This is a genomic window from Streptomyces sp. NBC_00490 (assembly GCF_036013645.1).
Taxonomy (GTDB): Bacteria; Actinomycetota; Actinomycetes; order Streptomycetales; family Streptomycetaceae; genus Streptomyces; species Streptomyces canus_F.
Window position 1 is genome coordinate 6,705,977 of record NZ_CP107869.1, and the last position, 20,843, is coordinate 6,726,819.

Genomic DNA, 20,843 nt, shown 5'->3' on the forward strand with positions numbered 1-20,843 from the left:
TCCACGGCACGGTCAGCGTCGGCGCGGTGGGCGGGGAAAGAAGCCGCTGGTCCGCGCCACGTACTCGGCGTAGCCGGGACGGCCCGCCATGTGCCGCTCCAGCAGCCGCTTCCCGCTCCCGCGCACCAGCAGCAGGCTCATCACCAGCGGGGACACGACGGACACGGCAGCCGACTGCGGCGCGTCACAGGCGAGCAGGAACAGGCCCCACCACACACAGAAGTCACCGAAGTAGTTGGGGTGCCGGGTCCACCCCCACAGCCCTCGGTCCATGATGCGGCCCCGGTGGGCGGGATCGGCCTTGAACCGGGCGAGCTGGGCGTCGCCGACCGCCTCGAAGCAGAGGCCCACCGCCCACACCGCGACCCCGGCCCAGGCGAGGAACGTCGGCGGGCCGGACACGTACTGCGCCGCCTGGACGGGCAGGGACACCAGCCAGACCAGGGCGCCCTGGAGCAGGTACACCATGCGCAGGGCGTACAGGTTCCGACTGCCGGGCGCCTTGGCCAGCATCGCCTCGTAGCGCGGGTCCTCGCCGTGACCCCGGCCGCGGCGGGCGATGTGCACGGCGAGCCGCAGCCCCCACACCGCGGTCAGGGCGGTCACCAGCACCCGCCGCGCCGGGTCCCCGTGCCCGGCGGAGGCGACGAGGGTCACGGCGGCGACGGCGGTGAACCCGACACCCCAGGCGATGTCCACGATCCGGTGCAGCCCCGCGCGCACCGCGAGCGCGAAGGTGACGAGCATGACCGCGAGCGCCGCGCCGGCGGCCCAGGCGAGATTGGCCGCGAACGCGCTCCAGGCGAACCCGCTCACAGCCGGTCCAGCCCCTCGTACCAGGCCCGCGTGGTCGACGGCATCCCGCGGTAGTGGTGGCTGACGGCGGCCCGGTCGCGGGCCCGGCTGTGCAGGCCGCCGCGCAGCCGGGCCTGGGAGGCCGGGGCGGACGGACGCGGGCCCACGGCACCGAGCCGTACGGCCGTGGCGAGGGCACGGCCCCGGTCGGCGGGCGTGAGCCGGGGCGGGCGCAGGCCGCGCTCCCGCTGCGCGGCCCACACCGTCCGCAGCCCCTGGGCCAGGTCGCCCTCGATGTCGACCTCACCGGTGACGTAGGCCTGCGCCAGGCCCGGTTCGCCGGGCTGCCACAGCAGTCGGCGCAGTGCGCGCCGGGAGCGCACGACGACCACGGGGGCGCCGGCCGGGCCCGTCTCGCTACCGTCCCAGGCCCGCAGCCGGACCGGCAGCGGGCCGCCGAGGAGGTCCTCGGCGAGGGCGGCGAGCCGGTGGGCGGCACCGGGCCGGGCGGAGATCTCGGTGGCGGTCATCGGAGGGGGTTCTCCTTGGTGAACAGGTACTGCTGGACGTCCAGGTAGCCGGAGCGGAACCCGGCCTCGGAATAGGCCAGGTAGAAGGTCCACAGGCGGCGGAAGGTCTCGTCGAAGCCGAGCTCCTCGGCCTCCCCGGCGCGTTGCGTGAACCGCTCCCGCCACAGGCGCAGCGTCTCGGCGTAGTGGGCGCCGAAGCCGTCACGCCGGGTCAGACGCAGCCGGGTGTGGTCGCGGGCGGTCTCCTCGACGGCCCGGGTGGACGGGATCTGCCCGCCGGGGAAGACGTACTTGTGGATCCAGGTGAAGGTGGAGCGGGTGGCGAGCATCCGCTCGTGCGGCATGGTGATGGCCTGGAGCGCCGCCCGGCCGCCCGGCGCCAGCCGCTCGTCCAGGGCACGGAAGTACACCGGCCAGAACTCCGCGCCCACCGCCTCGATCATCTCCACGCTGACGACGGCGTTGTACTCCCCGCGGGCCTCGCGGTAGTCGCACAGTTCGACGCGGACCCGCTCCTCGAGTCCCGCCGCGCGGATCCGTTCCCGGGCCAGGGTCTGCTGTTCCCGGGACAGGGTGAGCGTGGTGACACGGGCACCGCGCGCGACGGCCCGCAGGGCCAGTTCGCCCCAGCCGGTGCCGATCTCCAGCAGCCGGGTGCCCGCGCCGACGTCGGCGAGGTCGAGCAGCCGGTCGATCTTGCGGTGCTGGGCGGCGGCGAGCAGGTCCCGGCTCGCCGGGAAGCCCCGGAAGAGAGCCGAGGAGTAGGTGAGGGTGTCGTCGAGGAAGAGGGCGAACAGGTCGTTGGACAGGTCGTAGTGGCGGCTGATGTTGGCCCGGGAACCGTCGGGGGTGTTGCGCTGCTCGTCGGGCCGGCGCAGCGCCCACAGGCCGCGCAGCCCCTGCAGCGGTGCCGGGACCAGATCGGCGGCGTGCGCGGCGAACGCGGTGAGGACGCCGACCAGGTCGGGGGCGTCCCACTCGCCCGCCATGTAGGACTCCCCGAACCCGACCAGTCCGTGGGTGCCCACGCGCGCGTGGAAGCTCTCCGGATCCCGCACCTCCAGCAGTGGTCCGCCCCGGCCGAAGGGCTCGGAGCCGGCGAACCGTGTCCACAGGGGCAGCCCGCGCAACGCACGCCGAACGAGGGCCCGCGTCACGGCGGTCCGGGGCCACGACGCCTTCGGTACGGCGGCGATGTCCGGCCAGTGGGCGGCGTCCACGGGGGCGCTGCGGCCGTCGCCGGTGCTGGTGGGACCGGTGTGCCCGTGGGGGGCGGTACGGGGCTCTGCCGGCCTCGCTGTCGTCATGTCGCTTTCTCCGAGGTGCGGTGTTCCGGGCGGGGCTGGACGGGCAGTCCGCGCAGGTACAGGCGGATGCCGTGGGCGCGGATCGCGGCCGACACGGCGAGGGTGGACCAGGGGTGCCGCACCGCCAGCCGCAGCAGGGACGCCGTGCTCACCGGGCGCCGGGCGCCGCGCACGGTCGCGGTGAAGGCCCGGCCGCCCTCGCGGTCCAGGCGCACGGTCAGGTCGAGCCGCGCTCCGGGCGGCGGAAGGCGCATGCGGTAGCGGCCGTCGACGGGGAAGAACGGCGAGACATAGAGCTTCTTGTCGGTCCGGAGCTCCTTCCCGGCGCCGGCCGCGTCCGGATGCAGCAGGTAGCCGTGGCGTCCGCCGTAGGTGTTGTGCACCTCCGCGACCACACAGCGCAGTTCCCCGGCCGGGCCGTGGCACCAGTACAGGGTGAGCGGGTTGAAGACGTACCCGAGCACGCGCGCGTGGGTGAGCATCAGCACCCGCCCGCGGTCCAGGTCCACGCCGTGCGCGGCCAGGAAGGCGTCCAGAGCGGCCCGGATCGTGGGCCGGTCACCGGTGAAGTGGTCGCGCGGGTCGAACCGGGCGAACGGCCGCAGCGGAAGCGGGAGTCGGGGCGGACGGTCGGGGTCGACGAGCCACATGTACGTGCGGTGACGCAGCGCGTACCGCCGGGGCGTGGTCCGCACATGGGCGATCGTGCAGGGATACAGGGCCGGTACGGTGCTCACCAGCGCACTCCGAGCGCGGCGGCGGCCTCGACCCCGGAGCGGCAGCCGTCCTCGTGGAACCCCCAGCCGTGATAGGCGCCCGCGAACGCGCAGACCGGGCTGTTCAGCTCCGGCAGGCGCTGCTGAGCGGCCACCGACTCCGGTGTGTAGACGGGGTGTTCGTAGACCATGCGGGCCAGCACCCGGCCGGGGTCCACGCGGTCCTCGCCGCCCAGCGTGACCACGAACCTCTCGGCGGCGTCGAGGCGTTGCAGCCGGTTCATGTCGTAGCTGACCCGCACCCGGTCGGCGCCCGCCGTGCACGACGGCATCAGGTAGTTCCAGGAGGCGCGGGCACCGCGCGCACGCGGCAGCAGCCCGGTGTCGGTGTGCAGGAGCGTGGAGTTGCGGGAGTACCGGAACGCGCCCAGCACCTCCCGCTCACGCGTGGTCGCGTCGGCCAGCAGCCGCAGCGCCGAGTCCGGGTGGGCCGCGATCACCACGGCGTCGTACGACTCGGTCGTGCCGTCCTCGGTGGTGATGTCCACGCCGTCGGCGTGCCGTCGTACGGCCCGGACGGGAGTGGCGGTGCGGACCTCGTCGACGTGCTTGGCGACCCGGTCGACGTACTCGCGCGAGCCGCCGGTCACCGTGCGCCACACCGGTGAACCGCCCACCGAGAGCATCCCGTGGTGGGCCAGGAAACGGAACAGATAGGCGGCGGGGTAGAGCTGCGCGGTCGCGGCGTCGCAGGACCACACGGCGGACACCACCGGCGTCATGAAGTGGGCGCGGAAGTAGCCGGAGAAGCCCTCCCGGTCCAGGAACTCGCCGAGGGTGAGCGGGCCCCCGGGGCTTTCGGCGAGCAGCCGGCGGGCCGCCCGGTAGAACGCCGGAACCTCCGCCAGCAGCCGCAGATAGCGGCCGCGCAGGAGGCTGCGAGGTCGCGCGAGCAGGCCGGCCGGGCCACGGGCACCGGCGTATTCCAGTCCGCACCCCTCGCACCGCACCGACATGCTCATCTCCGACTCCTGCGTGGCGACGCCGAGTTCGTCGAACAGCCGCAGCAGATACGGGTAGGTCCGCCGGTTGTGCACGATGAAACCGGAGTCGACGCGGTGCACCCGCCCGTCGTGCGGCGAGGTCAGCTCATGGGTGTGTGCGTGTCCGCCGAGCCGGTCGTCGGCCTCGTAGAGGGTGACGTGACGGTCCGGGCCCAGGACGTACGCGGCGGTCAGCCCCGCGACCCCGGCGCCCACGACGGCAATGCGCCGCCCCGCGTGCTCCGGCGCTCGCGACGCCCCCCTCGACGTGCGTTCCATCGCCCTTCCTCCTGTCGGCCGCGATCAGTGCTGTCCCGCGTAATCCGGATCAGGTCGGGCGTCGGATTGGCCCCGCGACGGATCGCCTGCACGGCACCGGGCCGCCGGGCCCGTCTCCGGTCCGCCGGCACACCCGGCGTGGGCGCGGCGGTGGTCTGCCACTCTTGGATGTGTCCCGGTGGACGGGGCGCAGGAAGCCGGAGGGGTGGTTACGGATGTGCGGGCGGTATGCGGCGAGTCGGGGGCCCGGGGATCTCGCCGGAATCTTCGAGATCGAGAAGTGGGAGCCCGAGGAGACACTGGCCCCCGACTACAACGTGGCCCCCACCAAGGAGGTCTACGCCGTCCTCGACCGTCCCCTCAAGGACGCGGATGACCCACGCCCGGTCCGCCAGCTGCGCACGCTCAAGTGGGGACTGGTGCCGAGCTGGTCGAAGACCCCCGAGGGCGCCGCCCGGATGATCAACGCCCGCGCCGAGACCGTCCACGAGAAGCCGTCGTACAAGCGGGCCTTCTCCACCCGCCGGTGCATCATCCCCGCCGACGGCTACTACGAGTGGGTCACCGCCAAGGCGGAGCGGGACCTGGAGGTCGAGGGCAGGAAGAAGCGGCCGCGCAAGCAGCCGTACTTCGTGCTGCCGGCCGACGGGTCCGTCTTCGCCATGGCGGGGCTGTACGAGTTCTGGCGGGACAAGACCCTCCCGGACGACCACCCGCAGGCCTGGTGGGTGACCTGCTCGGTCATCACCACCGAGGCGGAGACCAGCCCGCTCGCGGTCGCCCCGGCCGACGGACCGTACGCCCTCGCCGACATCCACCCCCGGATGCCGCTGATGCTCACCCCGGACCGCTGGGACTCCTGGCTGGACCCCTCCCGCACGGACGTCGAGGACCTCCGCTCCCTCCTGGAGCCGCCCCCCGCGGGGCTGATGCGCGCCTACCCGGTCTCCACGGCCGTCAGCAACGTCCGCAACAACGGACCGGAACTGCTGACCGAGCTGGAGGCACCCGAAGAGGGCACACTCTTCTGACGTGACCACAGTGACCACCGAGATCATCGGTACGGATGCCGGCGACGCCCGCATCACCTGGCACCCCGCGCGGAAGGCGCGCCTCGTGCTCGCCGTCAGCCATGGCGCCGGGGGAGGGATCGAGGCGAGGGATCTGCAGGCTCTCGCGGGGACTCTCCCGGACCACGGCGTGAGCGTCGCGCTCGTCGAGCAGCCCTGGCGGGTGGCGGGCAAGAAGGTGGCGTCCCCGCCGAAGACGCTCGACGTGGGATGGCGGGGGATCTGGCCCGCCGTGGCCGCGCCGGGGCTGCCCGTCGTCTCCGGCGGGCGCAGTGCCGGGGCCCGGGTGGCCTGCCGTACCGCCGTCGAGCTGGGCGCCGCCGCCGTGCTCGCCCTCAGCTTCCCGCTGCATCCGCCCGGCAGGCCCGAGAAGTCCCGGGCCCACGAGCTGCTCGGGTCCGGGGTGCCCACGCTGGTCGTACAGGGCGGCAACGACCCCTTCGGGAAGCCGGAGGAGTTCCCGGCCGGCGCTCATGAACTGGTCGAGGTGCCGTACGGGGATCATGGGTTCGCGCTGCCGAAGAAGGCGGACCTCACCCAGGAACAGGCCGTGACACTCATCACCGACGCGGTGGTGAAGTGGGCCGGGTCACTCGGGTAAAGGCTCGGGAATGCTGAGCCCCGGAGCTCTGTTGTGGCGGACAGAAGTGCTGAAGAACCAGCACCGACCGTCGTAGAGAGGAAGTCCGCCGCATGGGTTCGACCATCTGCCCGAGCCGCAGCAGCCGCGCTGACCTGGACTGGACGGTGCTGCACGCGGCCAAGACCGGCCCTATTCGGGCGGCGGGCGGACCGGATCGTGTTCTATCCTCCGATTCTGGTGGGATCGGTTTCGGTCCTGCCCGCAATCTTGAGGAGGTGGGTCCGGTTCCCGGTACCGACGCAGGGACCGAACACGGCCAGGCGGAGCAGCCCGAGGGCCAGGGCACGAGCACGGAGACCACGTCGGAGCGCACCGCGCGCTTCGAGCGGGACGCGCTCGAATTCCTCGACCAGATGTACTCGGCCGCCCTGCGCATGACGCGCAACCCGGCCGACGCCGAGGACCTGGTGCAGGAGACGTACGCCAAGGCGTACGCGTCCTTCCACCAGTTCCGCGAGGGCACCAACCTGAAGGCCTGGCTGTACCGGATCCTGACCAACACCTTCATCAACTCGTACCGCAAGAAGCAGCGTGAACCCCAGCGCTCCGCGGCCGAGGAGATCGAGGACTGGCAGCTCGCCCGCGCCGAGTCGCACATGTCGACCGGTCTGCGCTCCGCCGAGTCGCAGGCGCTCGACCACCTGCCCGACTCGGACGTGAAGGAAGCGCTCCAGGCGATCCCCGAGGAATTCCGCATCGCCGTCTATCTGGCGGACGTCGAGGGCTTTGCGTACAAGGAGATCGCGGACATCATGGGGACACCCATCGGTACGGTGATGTCCCGGCTGCACCGGGGCCGCCGTCAACTGCGCGGCATGCTCGAGGACTACGCCCGTGAGCGCGGGCTGGTCCCGGCCGGCGCCGGAGAGTCGAACGAAGCGAAAGGTTCGGGCTCATGAGCTGCGGAGAGCCGCACGAGACGGACTGCAGTGAGGTACTCGATCATCTCTACGAGTTCCTCGACAGTGAGATGCCGGACGTCGACCGCGACAAGTTCAAGCAGCACTTCACGGAGTGCTCGCCGTGCCTGGAGAAGTACGGCCTGGAAGAGGCCGTGAAGAAGCTGGTCAAGCGGTGCTGCGGTCATGACGACGTCCCCACCGACCTGCGCTCCAAGGTCCTGGGGCGGCTCGATCTGATCCGCTCCGGGCAGGCGGTGCCCGACCACGACATCACCGCGGCCCCGGCCCAGGAGGCCTGAACTCCCTTCGGGGAACGGGCTGTCGTCACTCGAACGTGCTAATCCGCGGGTAATCGGCCCGCGGAACCCCCTCTTGCCCTCCTAGGCTCCGAGCTGAGCAGGCTCGGGAGATCTCTAAGGGGCGTCATGGAGGGGACAGCGGCACGGGCACGCGTGTACGTGGTCGGTGTCGCCCTCAGCGCCCTGTACTGCGTGCACGCGCTGCCCGCGGTGACCGCCCCCTGGTGGGCGGTCGCCCTGCTCGCCGCCCTCTACGCCGGGGGCGAGCGGTTGTCCGGCACTTTCTATCCCGTGCTGCTCGCCGGGGCCTTTCTGCTGCCGCCCCCCGCCGCCGCGCTCGTCGCGCTGCCGGGGGCGCTGCTCTCCCCGGTCGTGCAGCGGCCGCGCTCGATCCGCCGGATCTGGCGGGCCGCCCAACTCGCCGTCGCCGTCTGGGCGGCGTCCCGGGTGCACTGGACGCTGGGCGGCAGGGACGCCGTCGTGGCCCCCGACTTTCCCTACGTGCTCGTCCCGGCCGGGGCTGCCGTCATCACCTTCTGTCTGGCGCTGACCGTTCTGGACGGGGGCATCCTGGCGCTCGCCGAGCGGGTGCCGGTACGACTGGCCTGGCGCGGTCTGTTCCTGCGTTCCCTCGCACCGATCGCCGTGCACGGGCTCGCCGGGCTGATGATGGCCGTGCTGTGGCGCAGCCCGTACGGACCTGTCGCCGCGCTGCTCGTGCTGCTGCCGATGTGCGTGTCCTGGTGGGCGTTCGCCCAGTACCACCGGGAACAGGCCGCCCATCAGGCCACCATCCGCGCGCTCGTGCAGGCCGTCGACATCAAGGACGAGTACACCCGCGGACACAGCGAGCGCGTCGGCCAGGCCTCGATGATGATCGCCCGTGAACTCGGCATGGACGAGGGCCGCGTCGAGGTGCTCCGGTTCGCCGGGATCCTCCACGACGTCGGCAAGCTGGGCGTGCCGACACGGCTGCTGCGCAAGGACGGGCCGCTGACCCCGCAGGAGCGGCGCGTCATCGAACTGCATCCCGAGTACGGGCACGAGATGGTGCGGGGGATCTCGTTTCTGGGGGAGGCGCGGGCTGCGGTCCTGCATCACCACGAGCGGCTGGACGGGAGCGGGTATCCGTACGGGCTGGTGGGGGGCCAGATCCCCGAGTCCGCGCGGGTGGTGGCGGTCGCCGACGCCTTCGACGCCATGACGTCCACGCGGTCCTATCGCCGCGCTCGGCCTGTCGCCACCGCGCTGGAGGAGCTGGAGCGGTGCGCGGGGTCGCAGTTCGACCCGCGGATGGTCACGGCGCTGGTGCGGGCACTGAGCAGACACGGCTGGCACCCCGCGGTGACCGCGGACGAGGAACGCCCACCGAGGCCCCGACGCCCGGTCTCCAGCCGCCCCGGAGCGCACCGATGAGGTGGCCCCGGCTGCTGGTGCACGGTGCGGCCGGGGTGCTCGCGCTCGTGTCGCTCGGGGTCATTCTCTGGACGGGGCTCGAGGAGCGCGGGGTCGCGCTGGCCTTCGGGGTGCTGATCACCGTCGGGGAGCTCGCGCGGTGGACCGGTGCCCGGGTCCGGGAGGCCGCGCCGCTCGGGGCCGCCGGGGCGCTGGCGTACGCGCTGCTCGGGCCGGACGCCGGGCGGCCCACCACGCACGGGGTCCTCCAGGTCGTCGCCGTCGTGCTCGCCGCCGCGCTCCTCGGCAGCGTGCCGCACATCGCGCGCGGGCAGGGTCCGATGGTCGACCATCTCTCGCGACGCCTGCTCAGCACCGCGTTCTGCGCCGTCTGCTTCCAGCCCCTCTACAACCGGGGCGTCCTCGACGACTGGGGCGGACCGGCGTACGCCCTCGTCCTGATCGCGCTCCTCGCCCTCACCGCGCTCTGCGACGCCGTGCTCGCCGCCGCACTCGCGCACTCCCGCACCCGCTGGCCCTTCGCCCCGCTGCTGAGGCACGAGCTGCGGGCCCTGCTCGGCATCGGGTCCGCCGTCTGCGCGACCGGCGCGGTGATGGCCCTCGCGGTCGCCGTCGCCGGACTGTGGGCGCTGCCCGTGTTCTCCGTGCCCCTCCTCCTCACCCAGCTGGCCTTCCGGCGGTACGCCGCCGTACGGACCACCTACCGGCAGACCATCGCCTCCCTCGCCAGGGCCACCGAGATCGCCGGGTACACCCCCGCGGGGCACGCCCGCCGCGTCGCCGAGCTCAGCAAGGCCGTGGGGCGGGACCTGGGGCTGACCGGACCCGATCTCACCGTCCTGGAGTACGCCGCCCTCATGCACGACATCGGACAGCTGAGCCTGATCGATCCGGTCCCGGCGGGGGCCACCGCGGGGCTGCCCGCCGAGGAGCAGCGGCGGATCGCCCTGCTCGGCGGGGCCGTCGTGCGGCAGACGGGGGTGGACGGCACGGTCGCCCTGGTCGTGGAGCGGCAGGCCGATCCCTTCCGGCAGCAGCCGGTCGCCGCGCGGATCGTGCGGGCGGTGAACGCCTACGAGGAGAAGGCGCGGGACGCCGGGCCGGGCGGGCCTCTCACCGCTCTGGAGGAGCTGCGGCTCGCCACGGCGGGGGACTACGCGCCCGAGGTCGTGGAGGCGCTGGCCCGGGTGCTGGCCAGGGACTGTCTTACCCTGCCCTCGGCTGGGTAACCCATGGGTAATGAGCGCCCTTCCAGCCGCGCATGGTTGGATGCGAAGAAGAGGGTGTCCGGGGGCGATGGCCAGCCCACTGAACGGAACTGGCAGGCGGGAATCGTGAGGATCTTCGGCAAGGGACGGCACCGGCCCTCCGCCTCCTGGCGGCAGGCCACAGACCGCGCGTTCACGCTGATCGGCGACGGTCGGTACGAGGACGCGGGCGCGCTGCTGACGCGCGCCGCCGATCTGGAGCCCTGGCTGTCCGAGTCCTGGTTCAACCTCGCCCTGCTGCACAAGTTCCGGCACGACTGGGAGCAGGCGCGGGCCGCGGGACTCAGGGCCGTCGCGCTGCTCGACCGGGAGACGGGCGCACCCGACTGGTGGAACGTCGGGATCGCGGCCACCGCGCTCCAGGACTGGCCGCTGGCCCGGCGGGCCTGGCAGGCCTACGGGCTGCGGGTGCCGGGCGGGGCCGCGGATCCCGGGGAGCCGGTCGGCATGGACCTCGGCAGCGCCGCCGTGCGGCTGTCCCCGGAGGGGGAGGCCGAGGTGGTGTGGGGCCGGCGGCTGGATCCGGCCCGCATCGAGGTGCTGTCGATCCCGCTGCCGTCGTCCGGGCGGCGCTGGGGTGAGGTCGTGCTCCACGACGGGGTGCCGCACGGCGAGCGGACCACCGCTGCCGGGCACTCGTACCCCGTGTTCGACGAGATCGAGCTGTGGGCGCCGTCGCCGGTGCCGACGTGGGTGGTGCTGCTGGAGGCTGCGACGGAGGCCGACCGGGACGCCCTGGAGCAGCTGGCCTCCGACGCGGGGTTCGCCGCGGAGGACTGGTCGTCGTCCGTGCGGCTGCTGTGCCGGATGTGTTCCGAGTCGCAGATGCCGTCCGACGAGGGCGACGGGGAGCATCTCGATCCGCACGACCACAGCGAGCCGGGACATCCGGGGCCGCTGGGGCATCGCACGGACGGCCAGTTGTGGGTGCCGGAGCGGGAGTGCGGGGTGGCTGCGCCGGCCGCGCTGGTGCGGGGGCTGCTGGACGGGTGGGTCGCCGACAGCCCTGATTCGCGGGACTGGCGTGATCTCGAAGAGGTGTGCTGACGGATTTCGGGCGCGGGCCCGTCGTGGCTGGTCGCGCCCCCGCGGCGGAGCCGTCTCGGGCACAGCCCCGCGCCCCTGAAAGCAAGCTCCCCTTACCCTGTATCAGCATCAAACCCCCGTTCTTGTTTGAGGAAGGCATACGTCGGTCATGGCGCAGCAGGACACCGATCAGCAGCACGCGGGCGTGCTCCCCGTGGACGACGAGGGCTTCGTCATCGACACCGAGGAGACCGAGGAGCGGGAGAACGCCTGGCGGGAGCGTGGGACCTCGCGGCCCATCACCGTGGTCGGGAACCCCGTGCTGCACAAGGAGTGCAGGGACGTCACCGAGTTCGGCGCGGAGCTGGACCAGCTGGTGGCGGACATGTTCGCCTCGCAGCGCACCGCCGAGGGCGTGGGCCTGGCCGCCAACCAGATCGGCGTCGACCTGAAGGTCTTCGTGTACGACTGCATGGACGACGAGGGCAAGCGGCACGTCGGCGTGGTCTGCAACCCCAAGCTCGTCGACCTGCCCGCCGACCGCCGCGTCCTGGACGACAGCAACGAGGGCTGCCTGTCCGTGCCGACCGCGTACGCGCCGCTCGCCCGCCCCGACTACGCGGAGCTGACCGGGCAGGACGAGAAGGGCAACCCGATCAAGGTCCGCGGCACCGGGTACTTCGCTCGGTGTTTGCAGCACGAGACCGATCACCTTTACGGATACCTCTACATCGACCGGCTCTCCAAGCGGGAACGCAAGGACGCGCTGCGGCAGATGGCCGAGAACGAGCCCCGCTACCCCGTGGTCGCCAACGACTGAGACCTCTCGGGATCACCCAAGTCCCTTGCGCACGGCGTCTGTTCAGGTTCCCCTCGCTGACCAGGCGCCGTTCGTCTGTCCGTCGCACGTTCGATCGGATGTGCTCCCTTAGTGATCCAGATCCAGTCACACAAGGGGAGATTCTCGGCACGGTGGGGTAGTGAATGGTGCAAATGCGTTCCCAGATCGGTCAGTTGTGGTGCTGAATGGGAAGTGCGGGGATACGCAACGGCGCACGCCCGGCACTGCGGGAGGGGCGCGCGTAACTGGCGGCTGAGAGGGGTTAGTTCGTGCATGCTTTCTCACACGGCACCACAGCGACACCGGCAGCGATCGCGGTCCCGCCGTCGCTCTCTCTCCCGATGATCGAGGCGGCGTTTCCCCGGCAACTCCACTCGTATTGGCCCCAGCTCCAGGAGAAGACACGCACCTGGCTGCTGGAAAAGCGGCTCATGCCGGCGGACAAGGTGGAGGAATATGCCGACGGCCTTTGCTACACGGACCTCATGGCCGGCTACTACCTGGGCGCCCCCGACGAGGTCCTCCAGGCGATAGCGGACTACAGCGCCTGGTTCTTCGTCTGGGACGACCGGCACGACCGCGACATCGTCCACCGCCGGCGCGGGGCCTGGCGGCGGCTCAAGCACCGGCTGCACGCGGCACTCGACTCCCCCGGGGAGCACCTGCACCACGAGGATCCCCTGGTCGCCGCGTTCGCCGACACCATGGTGCGGCTGTACGCGTTTCTGCCCGGCACCTGGAACGCACGGTTCGCCCGGCACTTCCACTCGGTGATCGAGGCGTACGACCGGGAATTCCGCAACCGCACGGAAGGTGTCGTGCCGACCGTCGAGGAATACCTCGCGCTCCGGCGCCTCACTTTCGCGCACTGGATCTGGACCGATCTGCTGGAGCCGAGCGCGGGCCGGGAACTCCCGGACCGGGTGAGGAAACACCCGGCATATCGGCGGGCGGCACTTCTGAGCCAGGAATTCGCCGCCTGGTACAACGACCTCTGTTCGCTGCCGAAGGAAATAGCGGGCGACGAGGTCCACAATCTCGGGATCAGCCTCATCAAACACGAGGGGCTGACGCTCGAAGAGGCCATAAAGGAAGTCCGGCGACGGGTCGAGGAATGTGTCGGTGAATTCCTTGTCGCCGAGAAAGCAGCCCTGCGGTTCGCCGCGTCGCTCGACGACGGAACCCTGCGCGGAAAAGACCTGAGCGCCACCGTGCGGGCCTGCGTCGGCAATATGCGCAACTGGTTCAGCACCGTCTACTGGTTCCACCACGAGTCCGGCCGCTACATGGTCGACAGCTGGGACGACCGGTCCACACCCCCGTACGTCAACAACGAAGCGGCAGGTGAGCAATGACCGTCGAGTCTGTGAAGCCCGAATCCCCGGCCACACCGGGGCCCGGGCCGCGTGAACCGGTCCTCGCGGGAGGGGCCGTCCCGGTCCTCGGGCACGGGCTGAAACTGCTGCGGGATCCGCTGGCCTTCATGTCCCAGCTGCGTGACCACGGCGAGGTCGTACGCCTCAAGCTCGGACCCAAGACGGTGTACGCCGTCACCACGCCGGCCCTCACCGGGGCCATGGCACTCGACCCCGACTACGTCATCGACGGGCCGCTGTGGCAGGCCCTGGAGGGCCTGCTCGGCAAGGAGGGCGTGGCCACCGCCAACGGTCCGCGGCATCGGCGGCAGCGGCGCACCATCCAGCCCGCCTTCCGGCTCGACGCGATACCCGGATACGGGCCGATCATGGAGGAGGAGGCGCACGCGCTGACGACGCGCTGGCAGCCCGGGGAGACCATCGACTGCACCTCCGAGTCCTTCCGGGTGGCCGTGCGCATCGCGGCCCGCTGTCTGCTGCGCGGCGACTTCATGGACGAGCGGGCCGAGCGGCTGTGCGTCGCGCTCGCCACCGTCTTCCGGGGCATGTACCGGCGGATGGTCGTCCCGCTCGGACCGCTGTACAACCTCCCCCTGCCGCCCAACCGCAAATTCAACGCGGCCCTGGCCGATTTGCATCTGGTGGTCGACGAGATCGTCGCCGAGCGCCGCACATCTGGTCAAAAGCCGGACGATTTGCTGACGGCATTGCTGGAGGCGAAGGACGACAATGGCGACCCCATCGGGGAACAGGAGATCCACGACCAGGTGGTCGCCATCCTCACCCCGGGCAGCGAAACAGTGGCCTCCACGATCATGTGGCTGCTCCAAGTGCTCGCGGAACACCCGGAACACGCGGACAGGGTGTGCGAGGAGGTGCAATCCGTAACGGGCGGCCGTCCTGTCGCATTCGAGGATGTCCGGGCGCTGACCCACACGAACAATGTCGTCGTCGAGGCCATGCGTTTGCGCCCCGCCGTGTGGATATTGACGCGCCGGGCGGTCGCCGACACGGAACTCGGCGGGTATCGCATTCCGGCCGGAGCCGACATCGTCTACAGCCCGTACGCGATCCAGCGCGATGCGAAGTCGTACAAGGACAACCTGGAGTTCGACCCCGACCGCTGGCTTCCCGAGCGGGCCAAGGACGTACCGAAATACGCCATGAGCCCGTTCAGCGTGGGCAACCGCAAGTGCCCCAGCGACCACTTCTCGATGGCGCAGCTGTCGCTGATCACGGCGGCGGTGGCGACGAAGTACCGCTTCGAGCAGGTGTCGGGTTCCGACGACGGGACGCGGGTGGGCATCACGCTGCGCCCGCACAAGCTGTTGCTGAGGCCCGTGGCGAGGTGACCGCTCAGGCCGCTTCCGGCCCCCTGAACGCCCTTCGGTAGGCGTTCGGGGTGGTCCCCAGCGCCCGGACGAACTGGTGGCGCAGTGCGGCCGCGGTGCCGAACCCGGTTCGGCCCGCGACCGCGTCCACCGTTTCGTCGGTCGCCTCCAGCAAGTGCTGGGCCAGCAGCACCCGCTGGCGCAGGATCCAGCGGTAGGGGGTCGTGCCCGTCTCCTGCTGGAAGCGACGGGCGAAGGTGCGCGGGGACATGTGGGCGCGGTCGGCGAGCTGCTCGACGGTGACGTCCTCGTCGAGGTGGTGCTCCATCCACACCAGCACCTCGCCGACGGTGTCGCACGAGTTCTTCGGCAGCGGCCGCTCGATGTACTGCGCCTGTCCGCCGTCCCGGTGCGGGGGGACGACCATGCGCCGGGCGATCTTGTTCGCGACCTCGGGTCCCTGTTCCTTGCGCACGATGTGCAGACAGGCGTCGATACCGGCGGCGGTGCCGGCGGAGGTGATCACCGGGTCCTCGTCGACGTACAGCACATCGGGCTCGATGACCGCCCGCGGGTTGCGCACGGCGAGCTCGTCCGCCTGCCGCCAGTGCACACTGCAGCGCCGCCCGTCGAGGAGTCCGGCGGCGCCGAGCACGAAGACGCCGGAGCAGACGCTGAGCACCCGGGCGCCCCGGTCGACGGCCCTCCTGAGCGCGTCGAGCAGCTCGGGCGGATAGTCGCGCACGACATAGCCCGCCCCCGCGGGGACCGCGATCAGGTCGGCCTCCTCCAGCCGCTCGAGGCCGTACGGCGTGCCCACGGTGAGGCCGCCGACATGCGTGGTCAGCGACGGACCCTCCGCCGAGGCGACCGCGAAGTCGTACGTCGGCAGCCCCTCGTCGCTGCGGTCGATGCCGAACACCTCGCAGATCACCCCGAGTTCGAAGGGGTGCACGCCGTCGAGCAGTACGGCCGCCACGTTTTTCAGCATGGTGTCAGTATGCCTCGGAAGTGGCAGTAAATCGAGGTTGTACGGCAGTCCTGCCACTGTTGGTAAGGAGTGTCCAGCGCGACAGTGGTGTCATGACTACCGCACAGACAGAGGGACTGATCGGAATGCTCATCGTTCTCGGAATCCTGGTCCTGCTGGTCACCCCCGCCGTGATCGGCATCGTCCGCGACCGCCGCATGGACCGCCAGATCAAGGCAGCCCAGCAGCACAGGGGCACCTCCCGTCGGCTGGCTCGCACCGTCTAACCTCTCCTGCACCAACAGGGGAGGATCATGAGACACAGAACATGGGCCGTGGCAGGCGGGACGGTAGCGCTCGTACTGCTCACGGCCACGGGGGCGCACGCCGAGGGGAAGGGCGACATCCGGGTCACGAAGACGGTCGTCAACGACGGCGGCAACGTCATCGTCGGCACGGCGAAGACCGTCAAGTACCCCGTAGCGATCACCATCAAGGACGACTCGGGCGTCAAGAAGATCACGGATCTCTTCACGTTCAACAAGACCAACGGCTACGGCTTCGCGACCTGGGACGGCGACTCGTCCTGCGTGAAGAAGAGTTCGACGACGTCGGTGTGCACGGGTACGGTCACGATCGACCCGGGCTGGATCGCCGACAGTGACGACATCGACAGCAACAAGGTCGCCGGCGTCTGGCGGGTCGACGCCACCGTCAAGGCGAACGACGGCGACTACTGGATCTCGGACGACATCGCCCAGTACAAGGTCAAGCGCGCCTCCAAGCTCACGACCGACGCCACCCCCGAGCCGGTCGCCAAGGGCGCCAAGCTCACCATCAACGGCAAGCTCTCCCGGGCCAACTGGGAGGACCTCAAGTACCACGGCTTCACCGGCCAGGAGGTCAAGCTCCAGTACCGCCCCGCCGGCGCCGCCCACTACAGCACGGTCAGGACCGTGAAGACGGGCGACGCCGGAAAGCTGAGCACCAAGGTCACCGTCACCTCGGCCGGCAGCTGGCGCTGGTACTTCCCCGGCACGACGACGACCGCACGGGTCGTGTCGGTGGGGGACGCGGTCACGCTCAAGTGATCACCACGGTGACCGACCAGTCCTGAAGGCCCTTGCAGGCGACCTTGCCGGTCTCGGTGGCGCACAGCGGGCGCGAGGAGCTGAGTTCGGTGCGGCCCGCCGACACCGCCTCGAACGCGGCGTTCGCGTCGCCCGGCAGCAGCACGACGCCGCTGTTGGTGGCTTTCAATCCGCTGCCCTCGGTGGTGACCGGTGTCCACGGCCGGTCCTTCGCCCCGTCCAGGGCGACCCGGACCGTGCCGCCCACCGCCAGGCAGACCGTGCGGCCACTGTCGGCGGCGTGGAGTTCGGGTGCGGACGTACAGCCCGAGGGCGACGGTGACACGGAGTCACCGCTGTCACCCCGGTCGTCGCCGGTCTGGGTTCCGCACCCGGCCAGCAGCAGGGCTGTGACGGCGAGAGTCGCGATACGGCGCATGAAGAATCCCTCCTCACCGTTGTGACGTAACAGCGGCGAGGAGGGATCCACGATCCTCGGTCAGAAGTCCTCGTCCAGGTCGACCGTGCCCTCCACGGCGACCTGGTACGCGGACGGCCGCCGCTCGAAGAAGTTGGTCAGCTCCTGGACGCCCTGGAGCTCCATGAAGGAGAAGGGGTTCTCGGAGCCGTAGACCGGGGCGAAGCCGAGGCGGGTGAGGCGCTGGTCGGCGACGCACTCGAGGTACTGGCGCATCGACTCGGTGTTCATGCCCGGCAGCCCGTCACCGCACAGGTCGCGCCCGAACTGGAGCTCGGCCTCCACGGCCTCCTTCAGCATGTCGACGACCTGGTCCCTGAGCTGGTCGTCGAAGAGCTCCGGCTCCTCCTTGCGGACGGTGTCGACGACCTCGAACGCGAAGGACATGTGCATGGTCTCGTCCCGGAACACCCAGTTGGTGCCGGTGGCGAGGCCGTGCAGCAGGCCCCGGCTGCGGAACCAGTAGACGTAGGCGAAGGCGCCGTAGAAGAACAGGCCCTCGATGCACGCGGCGAAGCAGATCAGGTTGAGCAGGAAGCGGCGGCGGTCGGCCTTGGTCTCCAGGCGGTCCAGCTTCTCGACCGAGTCCATCCACTTGAAGCAGAACTCGGCCTTCTCGCGGATGGAGGGGATGTTCTCCACCGCGTCGAAGGCGGCCGCACGGTCCTCCGGGTCGGGCAGGTAGGTGTCCAGAAGGGTCAGATAGAACTGGACGTGCACGGCCTCCTCGAAGAGCTGGCGCGACAGATACAGGCGCGCCTCCGGGGAGTTGATGTGCTTGTAGAGGGTCAGGACCAGGTTGTTCGCGACGATCGAGTCGCCCGTCGCGAAGAAGGCCACCAGGCGGCCGATCATGTGCTGTTCGCCCTCGGACAGCTTCGCCAGGTCGGCGACGTCCGAGTGGAGGTCGACCTCCTCGACGGTCCAGGTGTTCTTGATGGCGTCCCGGTAGCGCTCGTAGAAGTCCGGGTAGCGCATGGGGCGCAGAGTCAGCTCGAAGCCGGGGTCGAGCAGGTTCTGATTGCTGGGCATTACTGGCAGGCCTCGCAGGACTCGGGGTTTTCCAGGGAGCAGGCGAGGGCCTCTTCGGAGGTCACCTGCTGGACGGGGAGGGTGTTCTCGGGCTGGGCCTGCGCCTGGGCCGCGCGGGCGATCCTCGTCGCCGGGCGCGAACGCAGGTAGTACGTCGTCTTCAGGCCCTGCTTCCAGGCGTACGCGTACATCGAGGAGAGCTTGCCGATGGTCGGCGTCTCCAGGAACAGGTTCAGGGACTGCGACTGGTCGAGGAACGGGGTCCGGTCCGCCGCCATGTCGATCAGGCCGCGCTGCGGGATCTCCCACGCCGTGCGGTACAGGTCGCGGACGTCCTGCGGCACCCAGGTGAAGCCCTGCACCGAGCCGTTGGCCTCGCGCAGCGCCTCACGGGTCTGCGCGTCCCAGACGCCGAGCTTCTTCAACTCGGCCACCAGGTAGGAGTTGACCTGGAGGAACTCACCGGACAGCGTCTCGCGCTTGAAGAGGTTCGAGACCTGCGGCTCGATGCACTCGTACACGCCCGCGATGGACGCGATGGTGGCCGTGGGGGCGATCGCCAGCAGGAGCGAGTTGCGCATGCCGACCGCCGCGATGCGTTCCCGCAGTGCCGCCCAGCGCTCCGGCCAGGTGAGCTCCACGTCGTAGTGGTCGGGGTGCAGGACACCCTTCGCGGTACGGGTCCGCTCCCACGCCGGCAGCGGGCCGTTGCGCTCGGCCAGGTCGGCGGAGGCCTCGTACGCGGCGAGCATGATGCGCTCGGCGATCCGGGTGGAGAGCGCCCTGGCCTGCGGGGAGTCGAAGGGCAGCCGCAGCTTGAAGAAGACGTCCTGGAGGCCCATCGCGCCCAGGCCCACCGGGCGCCAGCGGGCGTTGGAGCGGCCCGCCTGCTCGGTCGGGTAGAAGTTGATGTCGACGACCCGGTCGAGGAAGGTCACGGCGGTGCGGACGGTCTCGTCCAGCCGCTCCCAGTCGATGTCGTCGCCGACCACGAACGCGCCGAGGTTGACGGACCCGAGGTTGCAGACCGCCGTCTCCCCGTCGTCGGTCACCTCCAGGATCTCGGTGCACAGGTTGGACGAGTGGACGACGCTGCCCGCCTCGGCCGTCTGGTTGGCGGTGCGGTTGGCGGCGTCCTTGAAGGTCATCCAGCCGTTGCCGGTCTGCGCGAGGGTGCGCATCATGCGGCCGTACAGGTCACGGGCCGGGATGGTCTTCTTGGCGAGGCCCTTCGCCTCCGCCTCGCGGTACGCCGCGTCGAACTCGGCGCCCCACAGGTCCACCAGCTCGGGCACGTCGGCGGGGGAGAACAGGGACCACTGGCCGTCGGCGTTCACCCGGCGCATGAACTCGTCCGGGATCCAGTGCGCGAGGTTCAGGTTGTGCGTACGCCGGGCGTCCTCACCGGTGTTGTCCCGCAGCTCCAGGAACTCCTCGATGTCGGAGTGCCAGGTCTCCAGGTAGACCGCGGCCGCACCCTTGCGCCGGCCGCCCTGGTTCACGGCGGCGACCGAGGCGTCGAGCGTCTTCAGGAACGGGACGATGCCGTTGGAGTGCCCGTTGGTGCCGCGGATCAGCGAACCGCGGCTGCGGATGCGGGAGTACGACAGTCCGATGCCGCCGGCGTGCTTCGAGAGACGGGCGACCTGGTGGTAGCGGTCGTAGATGGAGTCCAGCTCGTCCAGCGGGGAGTCGAGGAGGTAGCAGGACGACATCTGGGGGTGCCGGGTGCCGGAGTTGAAGAGCGTGGGGGAGGAGGGGAGGTAGTCGAGGCGGCTCATGAGCCGGTAGAGCGCGGCGACCTCGTCCATGGCCCGGGCCGTGTCGTCCTCGGCGAGGCCGGACGCCACCCGGAGCATGAAGTGCTGGGGGGTCTCGATGACCTGGCGCGTGATCGGGTGCCGCAGGAGGTAACGGCTGTGCAGGGTGCGCAGGCCGAAGTAGCCGAAGCGGTCGTCGGCGTGCACGTCGATCAGGGCGTCGAGCCTCGCGGCGTGCACCCGGACGAACTCCGCCGTGCGGTCCGCGATCAGGCCCTCACGGTGGCCGACCGCGACCGACTCGGTGAAGGTCGTGACGCCCTGCGAGGCGGCCTCGGCGGCGATGCTGATCGTCAGCAGCCGGGCGGCGAGCCGGGAGTAGGCGGGGTCCTCGGAGATCAGCCCCGCGGCCGCCTCGGTCGCCAGCTCGCGCAGCTCCGACTCGTCGGCCCGGGCGGACCGGCCGCGCAGCGCGGCGGCGGCGACCCGCCCGGGGTCGGCGTCGGGGAGGTCGGCGGTCAGCTCGGTCAGGATCCGCAGCAGCGCTGTTCCGGGACCGTCGGTCTCCGCCTGCGTCACTGAAGCCGGGTCGACTGGCGCGATGGTCACGTGGGGGCTCTCCCTCGCTCGGCACGGGGCCTTGCGGAGGGCAGGGGGCAGCACACGAGCGCACGGGGCGTCGCGTCCACCG

General features: G+C 70.9%; 21 protein-coding genes. 12 read left to right on the top strand and 9 right to left on the bottom strand.

What is annotated here, in order from left to right:
- Nucleotides 1–12: 12 nt before the first annotated feature.
- Genes OG381_RS30730 through OG381_RS30750 form a run of 5 tightly spaced genes read right to left on the bottom strand, consistent with a single transcriptional unit; the run spans nt 13 to nt 4,670 of the window.
- A complete protein-coding gene (locus OG381_RS30730; protein ID WP_327719297.1) occupies nt 13–816 on the bottom strand; it encodes a DUF1295 domain-containing protein in 804 nt (267 codons plus the stop codon).
- The gene (locus tag OG381_RS30735; protein ID WP_443061947.1) at nt 813–1,325 is read right to left on the bottom strand and encodes a hypothetical protein; all 513 of its coding nucleotides are present in this window, start codon (nt 1,323–1,325) and stop codon (nt 813–815) included. The genes OG381_RS30730 and OG381_RS30735 overlap by 4 nt, the downstream gene beginning before the upstream one ends.
- A complete protein-coding gene (locus tag OG381_RS30740; protein ID WP_327719298.1) occupies nt 1,322–2,632 on the bottom strand; it encodes a class I SAM-dependent methyltransferase in 1,311 nt (436 codons plus the stop codon). Before OG381_RS30740 ends, OG381_RS30735 begins: the two co-directional genes overlap by 4 nt.
- On the bottom strand, nt 2,629–3,369 hold the full coding sequence (locus OG381_RS30745; protein WP_327719299.1) for a DUF1365 domain-containing protein: 741 nt from the start codon (nt 3,367–3,369) through the stop codon (nt 2,629–2,631). The genes OG381_RS30740 and OG381_RS30745 overlap by 4 nt, the downstream gene beginning before the upstream one ends.
- Complete coding sequence (locus OG381_RS30750; protein WP_327719300.1) at nt 3,366–4,670, bottom strand: NAD(P)/FAD-dependent oxidoreductase; 1,305 nt, start codon at nt 4,668–4,670, stop codon at nt 3,366–3,368. Before OG381_RS30750 ends, OG381_RS30745 begins: the two co-directional genes overlap by 4 nt.
- Before the next feature lie 215 nt (nt 4,671–4,885).
- On the opposite strand from OG381_RS30750, the gene OG381_RS30755 reads away from it, so the two are divergent.
- The 10 genes from OG381_RS30755 (at nt 4,886) to OG381_RS30800 (ending at nt 14,863) form a co-directional block, all read left to right on the top strand.
- Nucleotides 4,886–5,701 (top strand): SOS response-associated peptidase, encoded by an 816-nt coding sequence (locus tag OG381_RS30755; RefSeq protein WP_327719301.1) that lies wholly within the window; start codon nt 4,886–4,888, stop codon nt 5,699–5,701.
- A gap of 10 nt (nt 5,702–5,711) precedes the next feature.
- Nucleotides 5,712–6,341 (top strand): alpha/beta hydrolase family protein, encoded by a 630-nt coding sequence (locus OG381_RS30760; RefSeq protein WP_327722598.1) that lies wholly within the window; start codon nt 5,712–5,714, stop codon nt 6,339–6,341.
- 257 nt (nt 6,342–6,598) lie between these two features.
- Nucleotides 6,599–7,282: an RNA polymerase sigma factor SigR gene (gene sigR, locus OG381_RS30765; RefSeq protein ID WP_266822218.1), complete on the top strand. Its 684-nt coding sequence runs from the start codon at nt 6,599–6,601 to the stop codon at nt 7,280–7,282.
- Nucleotides 7,279–7,584 (top strand): mycothiol system anti-sigma-R factor, encoded by a 306-nt coding sequence (rsrA, locus tag OG381_RS30770; protein ID WP_307026071.1) that lies wholly within the window; start codon nt 7,279–7,281, stop codon nt 7,582–7,584. Before sigR ends, rsrA begins: the two co-directional genes overlap by 4 nt.
- Before the next feature lie 126 nt (nt 7,585–7,710).
- Nucleotides 7,711–9,000, top strand: coding sequence for an HD-GYP domain-containing protein (locus OG381_RS30775; protein ID WP_327719302.1), 1,290 nt, complete (start codon nt 7,711–7,713; stop codon nt 8,998–9,000).
- Nucleotides 8,997–10,229, top strand: a complete 1,233-nt coding sequence (locus OG381_RS30780; RefSeq protein WP_327719303.1) for an HD-GYP domain-containing protein — start codon at nt 8,997–8,999, stop codon at nt 10,227–10,229. The genes OG381_RS30775 and OG381_RS30780 overlap by 4 nt, the downstream gene beginning before the upstream one ends.
- A gap of 105 nt (nt 10,230–10,334) precedes the next feature.
- Complete coding sequence (locus OG381_RS30785; protein WP_046260485.1) at nt 10,335–11,315, top strand: tetratricopeptide repeat protein; 981 nt, start codon at nt 10,335–10,337, stop codon at nt 11,313–11,315.
- A 148-nt stretch (nt 11,316–11,463) separates the two neighbouring features.
- Nucleotides 11,464–12,114, top strand: coding sequence for a peptide deformylase (gene def, locus OG381_RS30790; RefSeq protein WP_327719304.1), 651 nt, complete (start codon nt 11,464–11,466; stop codon nt 12,112–12,114).
- A 290-nt stretch (nt 12,115–12,404) separates the two neighbouring features.
- A complete protein-coding gene (cyc1, locus tag OG381_RS30795; protein WP_327719305.1) occupies nt 12,405–13,490 on the top strand; it encodes an epi-isozizaene synthase in 1,086 nt (361 codons plus the stop codon).
- Complete coding sequence (locus tag OG381_RS30800) at nt 13,487–14,863, top strand: bifunctional albaflavenone monooxygenase/terpene synthase (RefSeq protein WP_327719306.1); 1,377 nt, start codon at nt 13,487–13,489, stop codon at nt 14,861–14,863. Before cyc1 ends, OG381_RS30800 begins: the two co-directional genes overlap by 4 nt.
- Before the next feature lie 4 nt (nt 14,864–14,867).
- Here OG381_RS30800 and OG381_RS30805 read toward each other — a convergent pair whose 3' ends face one another.
- Entirely contained in the window at nt 14,868–15,833 is a 966-nt protein-coding gene (locus OG381_RS30805) for a helix-turn-helix domain-containing protein (RefSeq protein ID WP_327719307.1), read from the bottom strand.
- A 92-nt stretch (nt 15,834–15,925) separates the two neighbouring features.
- Between OG381_RS30805 and OG381_RS30810 the strand changes: the two genes are divergently transcribed.
- A complete protein-coding gene (locus OG381_RS30810) occupies nt 15,926–16,099 on the top strand; it encodes a hypothetical protein (RefSeq protein WP_307026056.1) in 174 nt (57 codons plus the stop codon).
- A 27-nt stretch (nt 16,100–16,126) separates the two neighbouring features.
- Nucleotides 16,127–16,903, top strand: a complete 777-nt coding sequence (locus OG381_RS30815; protein ID WP_327719308.1) for a hypothetical protein — start codon at nt 16,127–16,129, stop codon at nt 16,901–16,903.
- On the opposite strand, the gene OG381_RS30820 is transcribed toward OG381_RS30815, so the two are convergent.
- The 3 genes from OG381_RS30820 to OG381_RS30830 are packed head-to-tail and all read right to left on the bottom strand — an operon-like array spanning nt 16,896 to nt 20,761.
- Complete coding sequence (locus OG381_RS30820; protein WP_327719309.1) at nt 16,896–17,321, bottom strand: hypothetical protein; 426 nt, start codon at nt 17,319–17,321, stop codon at nt 16,896–16,898. The two genes, OG381_RS30815 and OG381_RS30820, sit on opposite strands and share 8 nt — an antisense overlap.
- Nucleotides 17,322–17,381: 60 nt before the next feature.
- The gene (locus OG381_RS30825; protein WP_327719310.1) at nt 17,382–18,392 is read right to left on the bottom strand and encodes a ribonucleotide-diphosphate reductase subunit beta; all 1,011 of its coding nucleotides are present in this window, start codon (nt 18,390–18,392) and stop codon (nt 17,382–17,384) included.
- The gene (locus tag OG381_RS30830) at nt 18,392–20,761 is read right to left on the bottom strand and encodes a ribonucleoside-diphosphate reductase subunit alpha (RefSeq protein ID WP_327719311.1); all 2,370 of its coding nucleotides are present in this window, start codon (nt 20,759–20,761) and stop codon (nt 18,392–18,394) included. The genes OG381_RS30825 and OG381_RS30830 overlap by 1 nt, the downstream gene beginning before the upstream one ends.
- Between the last annotated feature and the right edge of the window lie 82 nt (nt 20,762–20,843).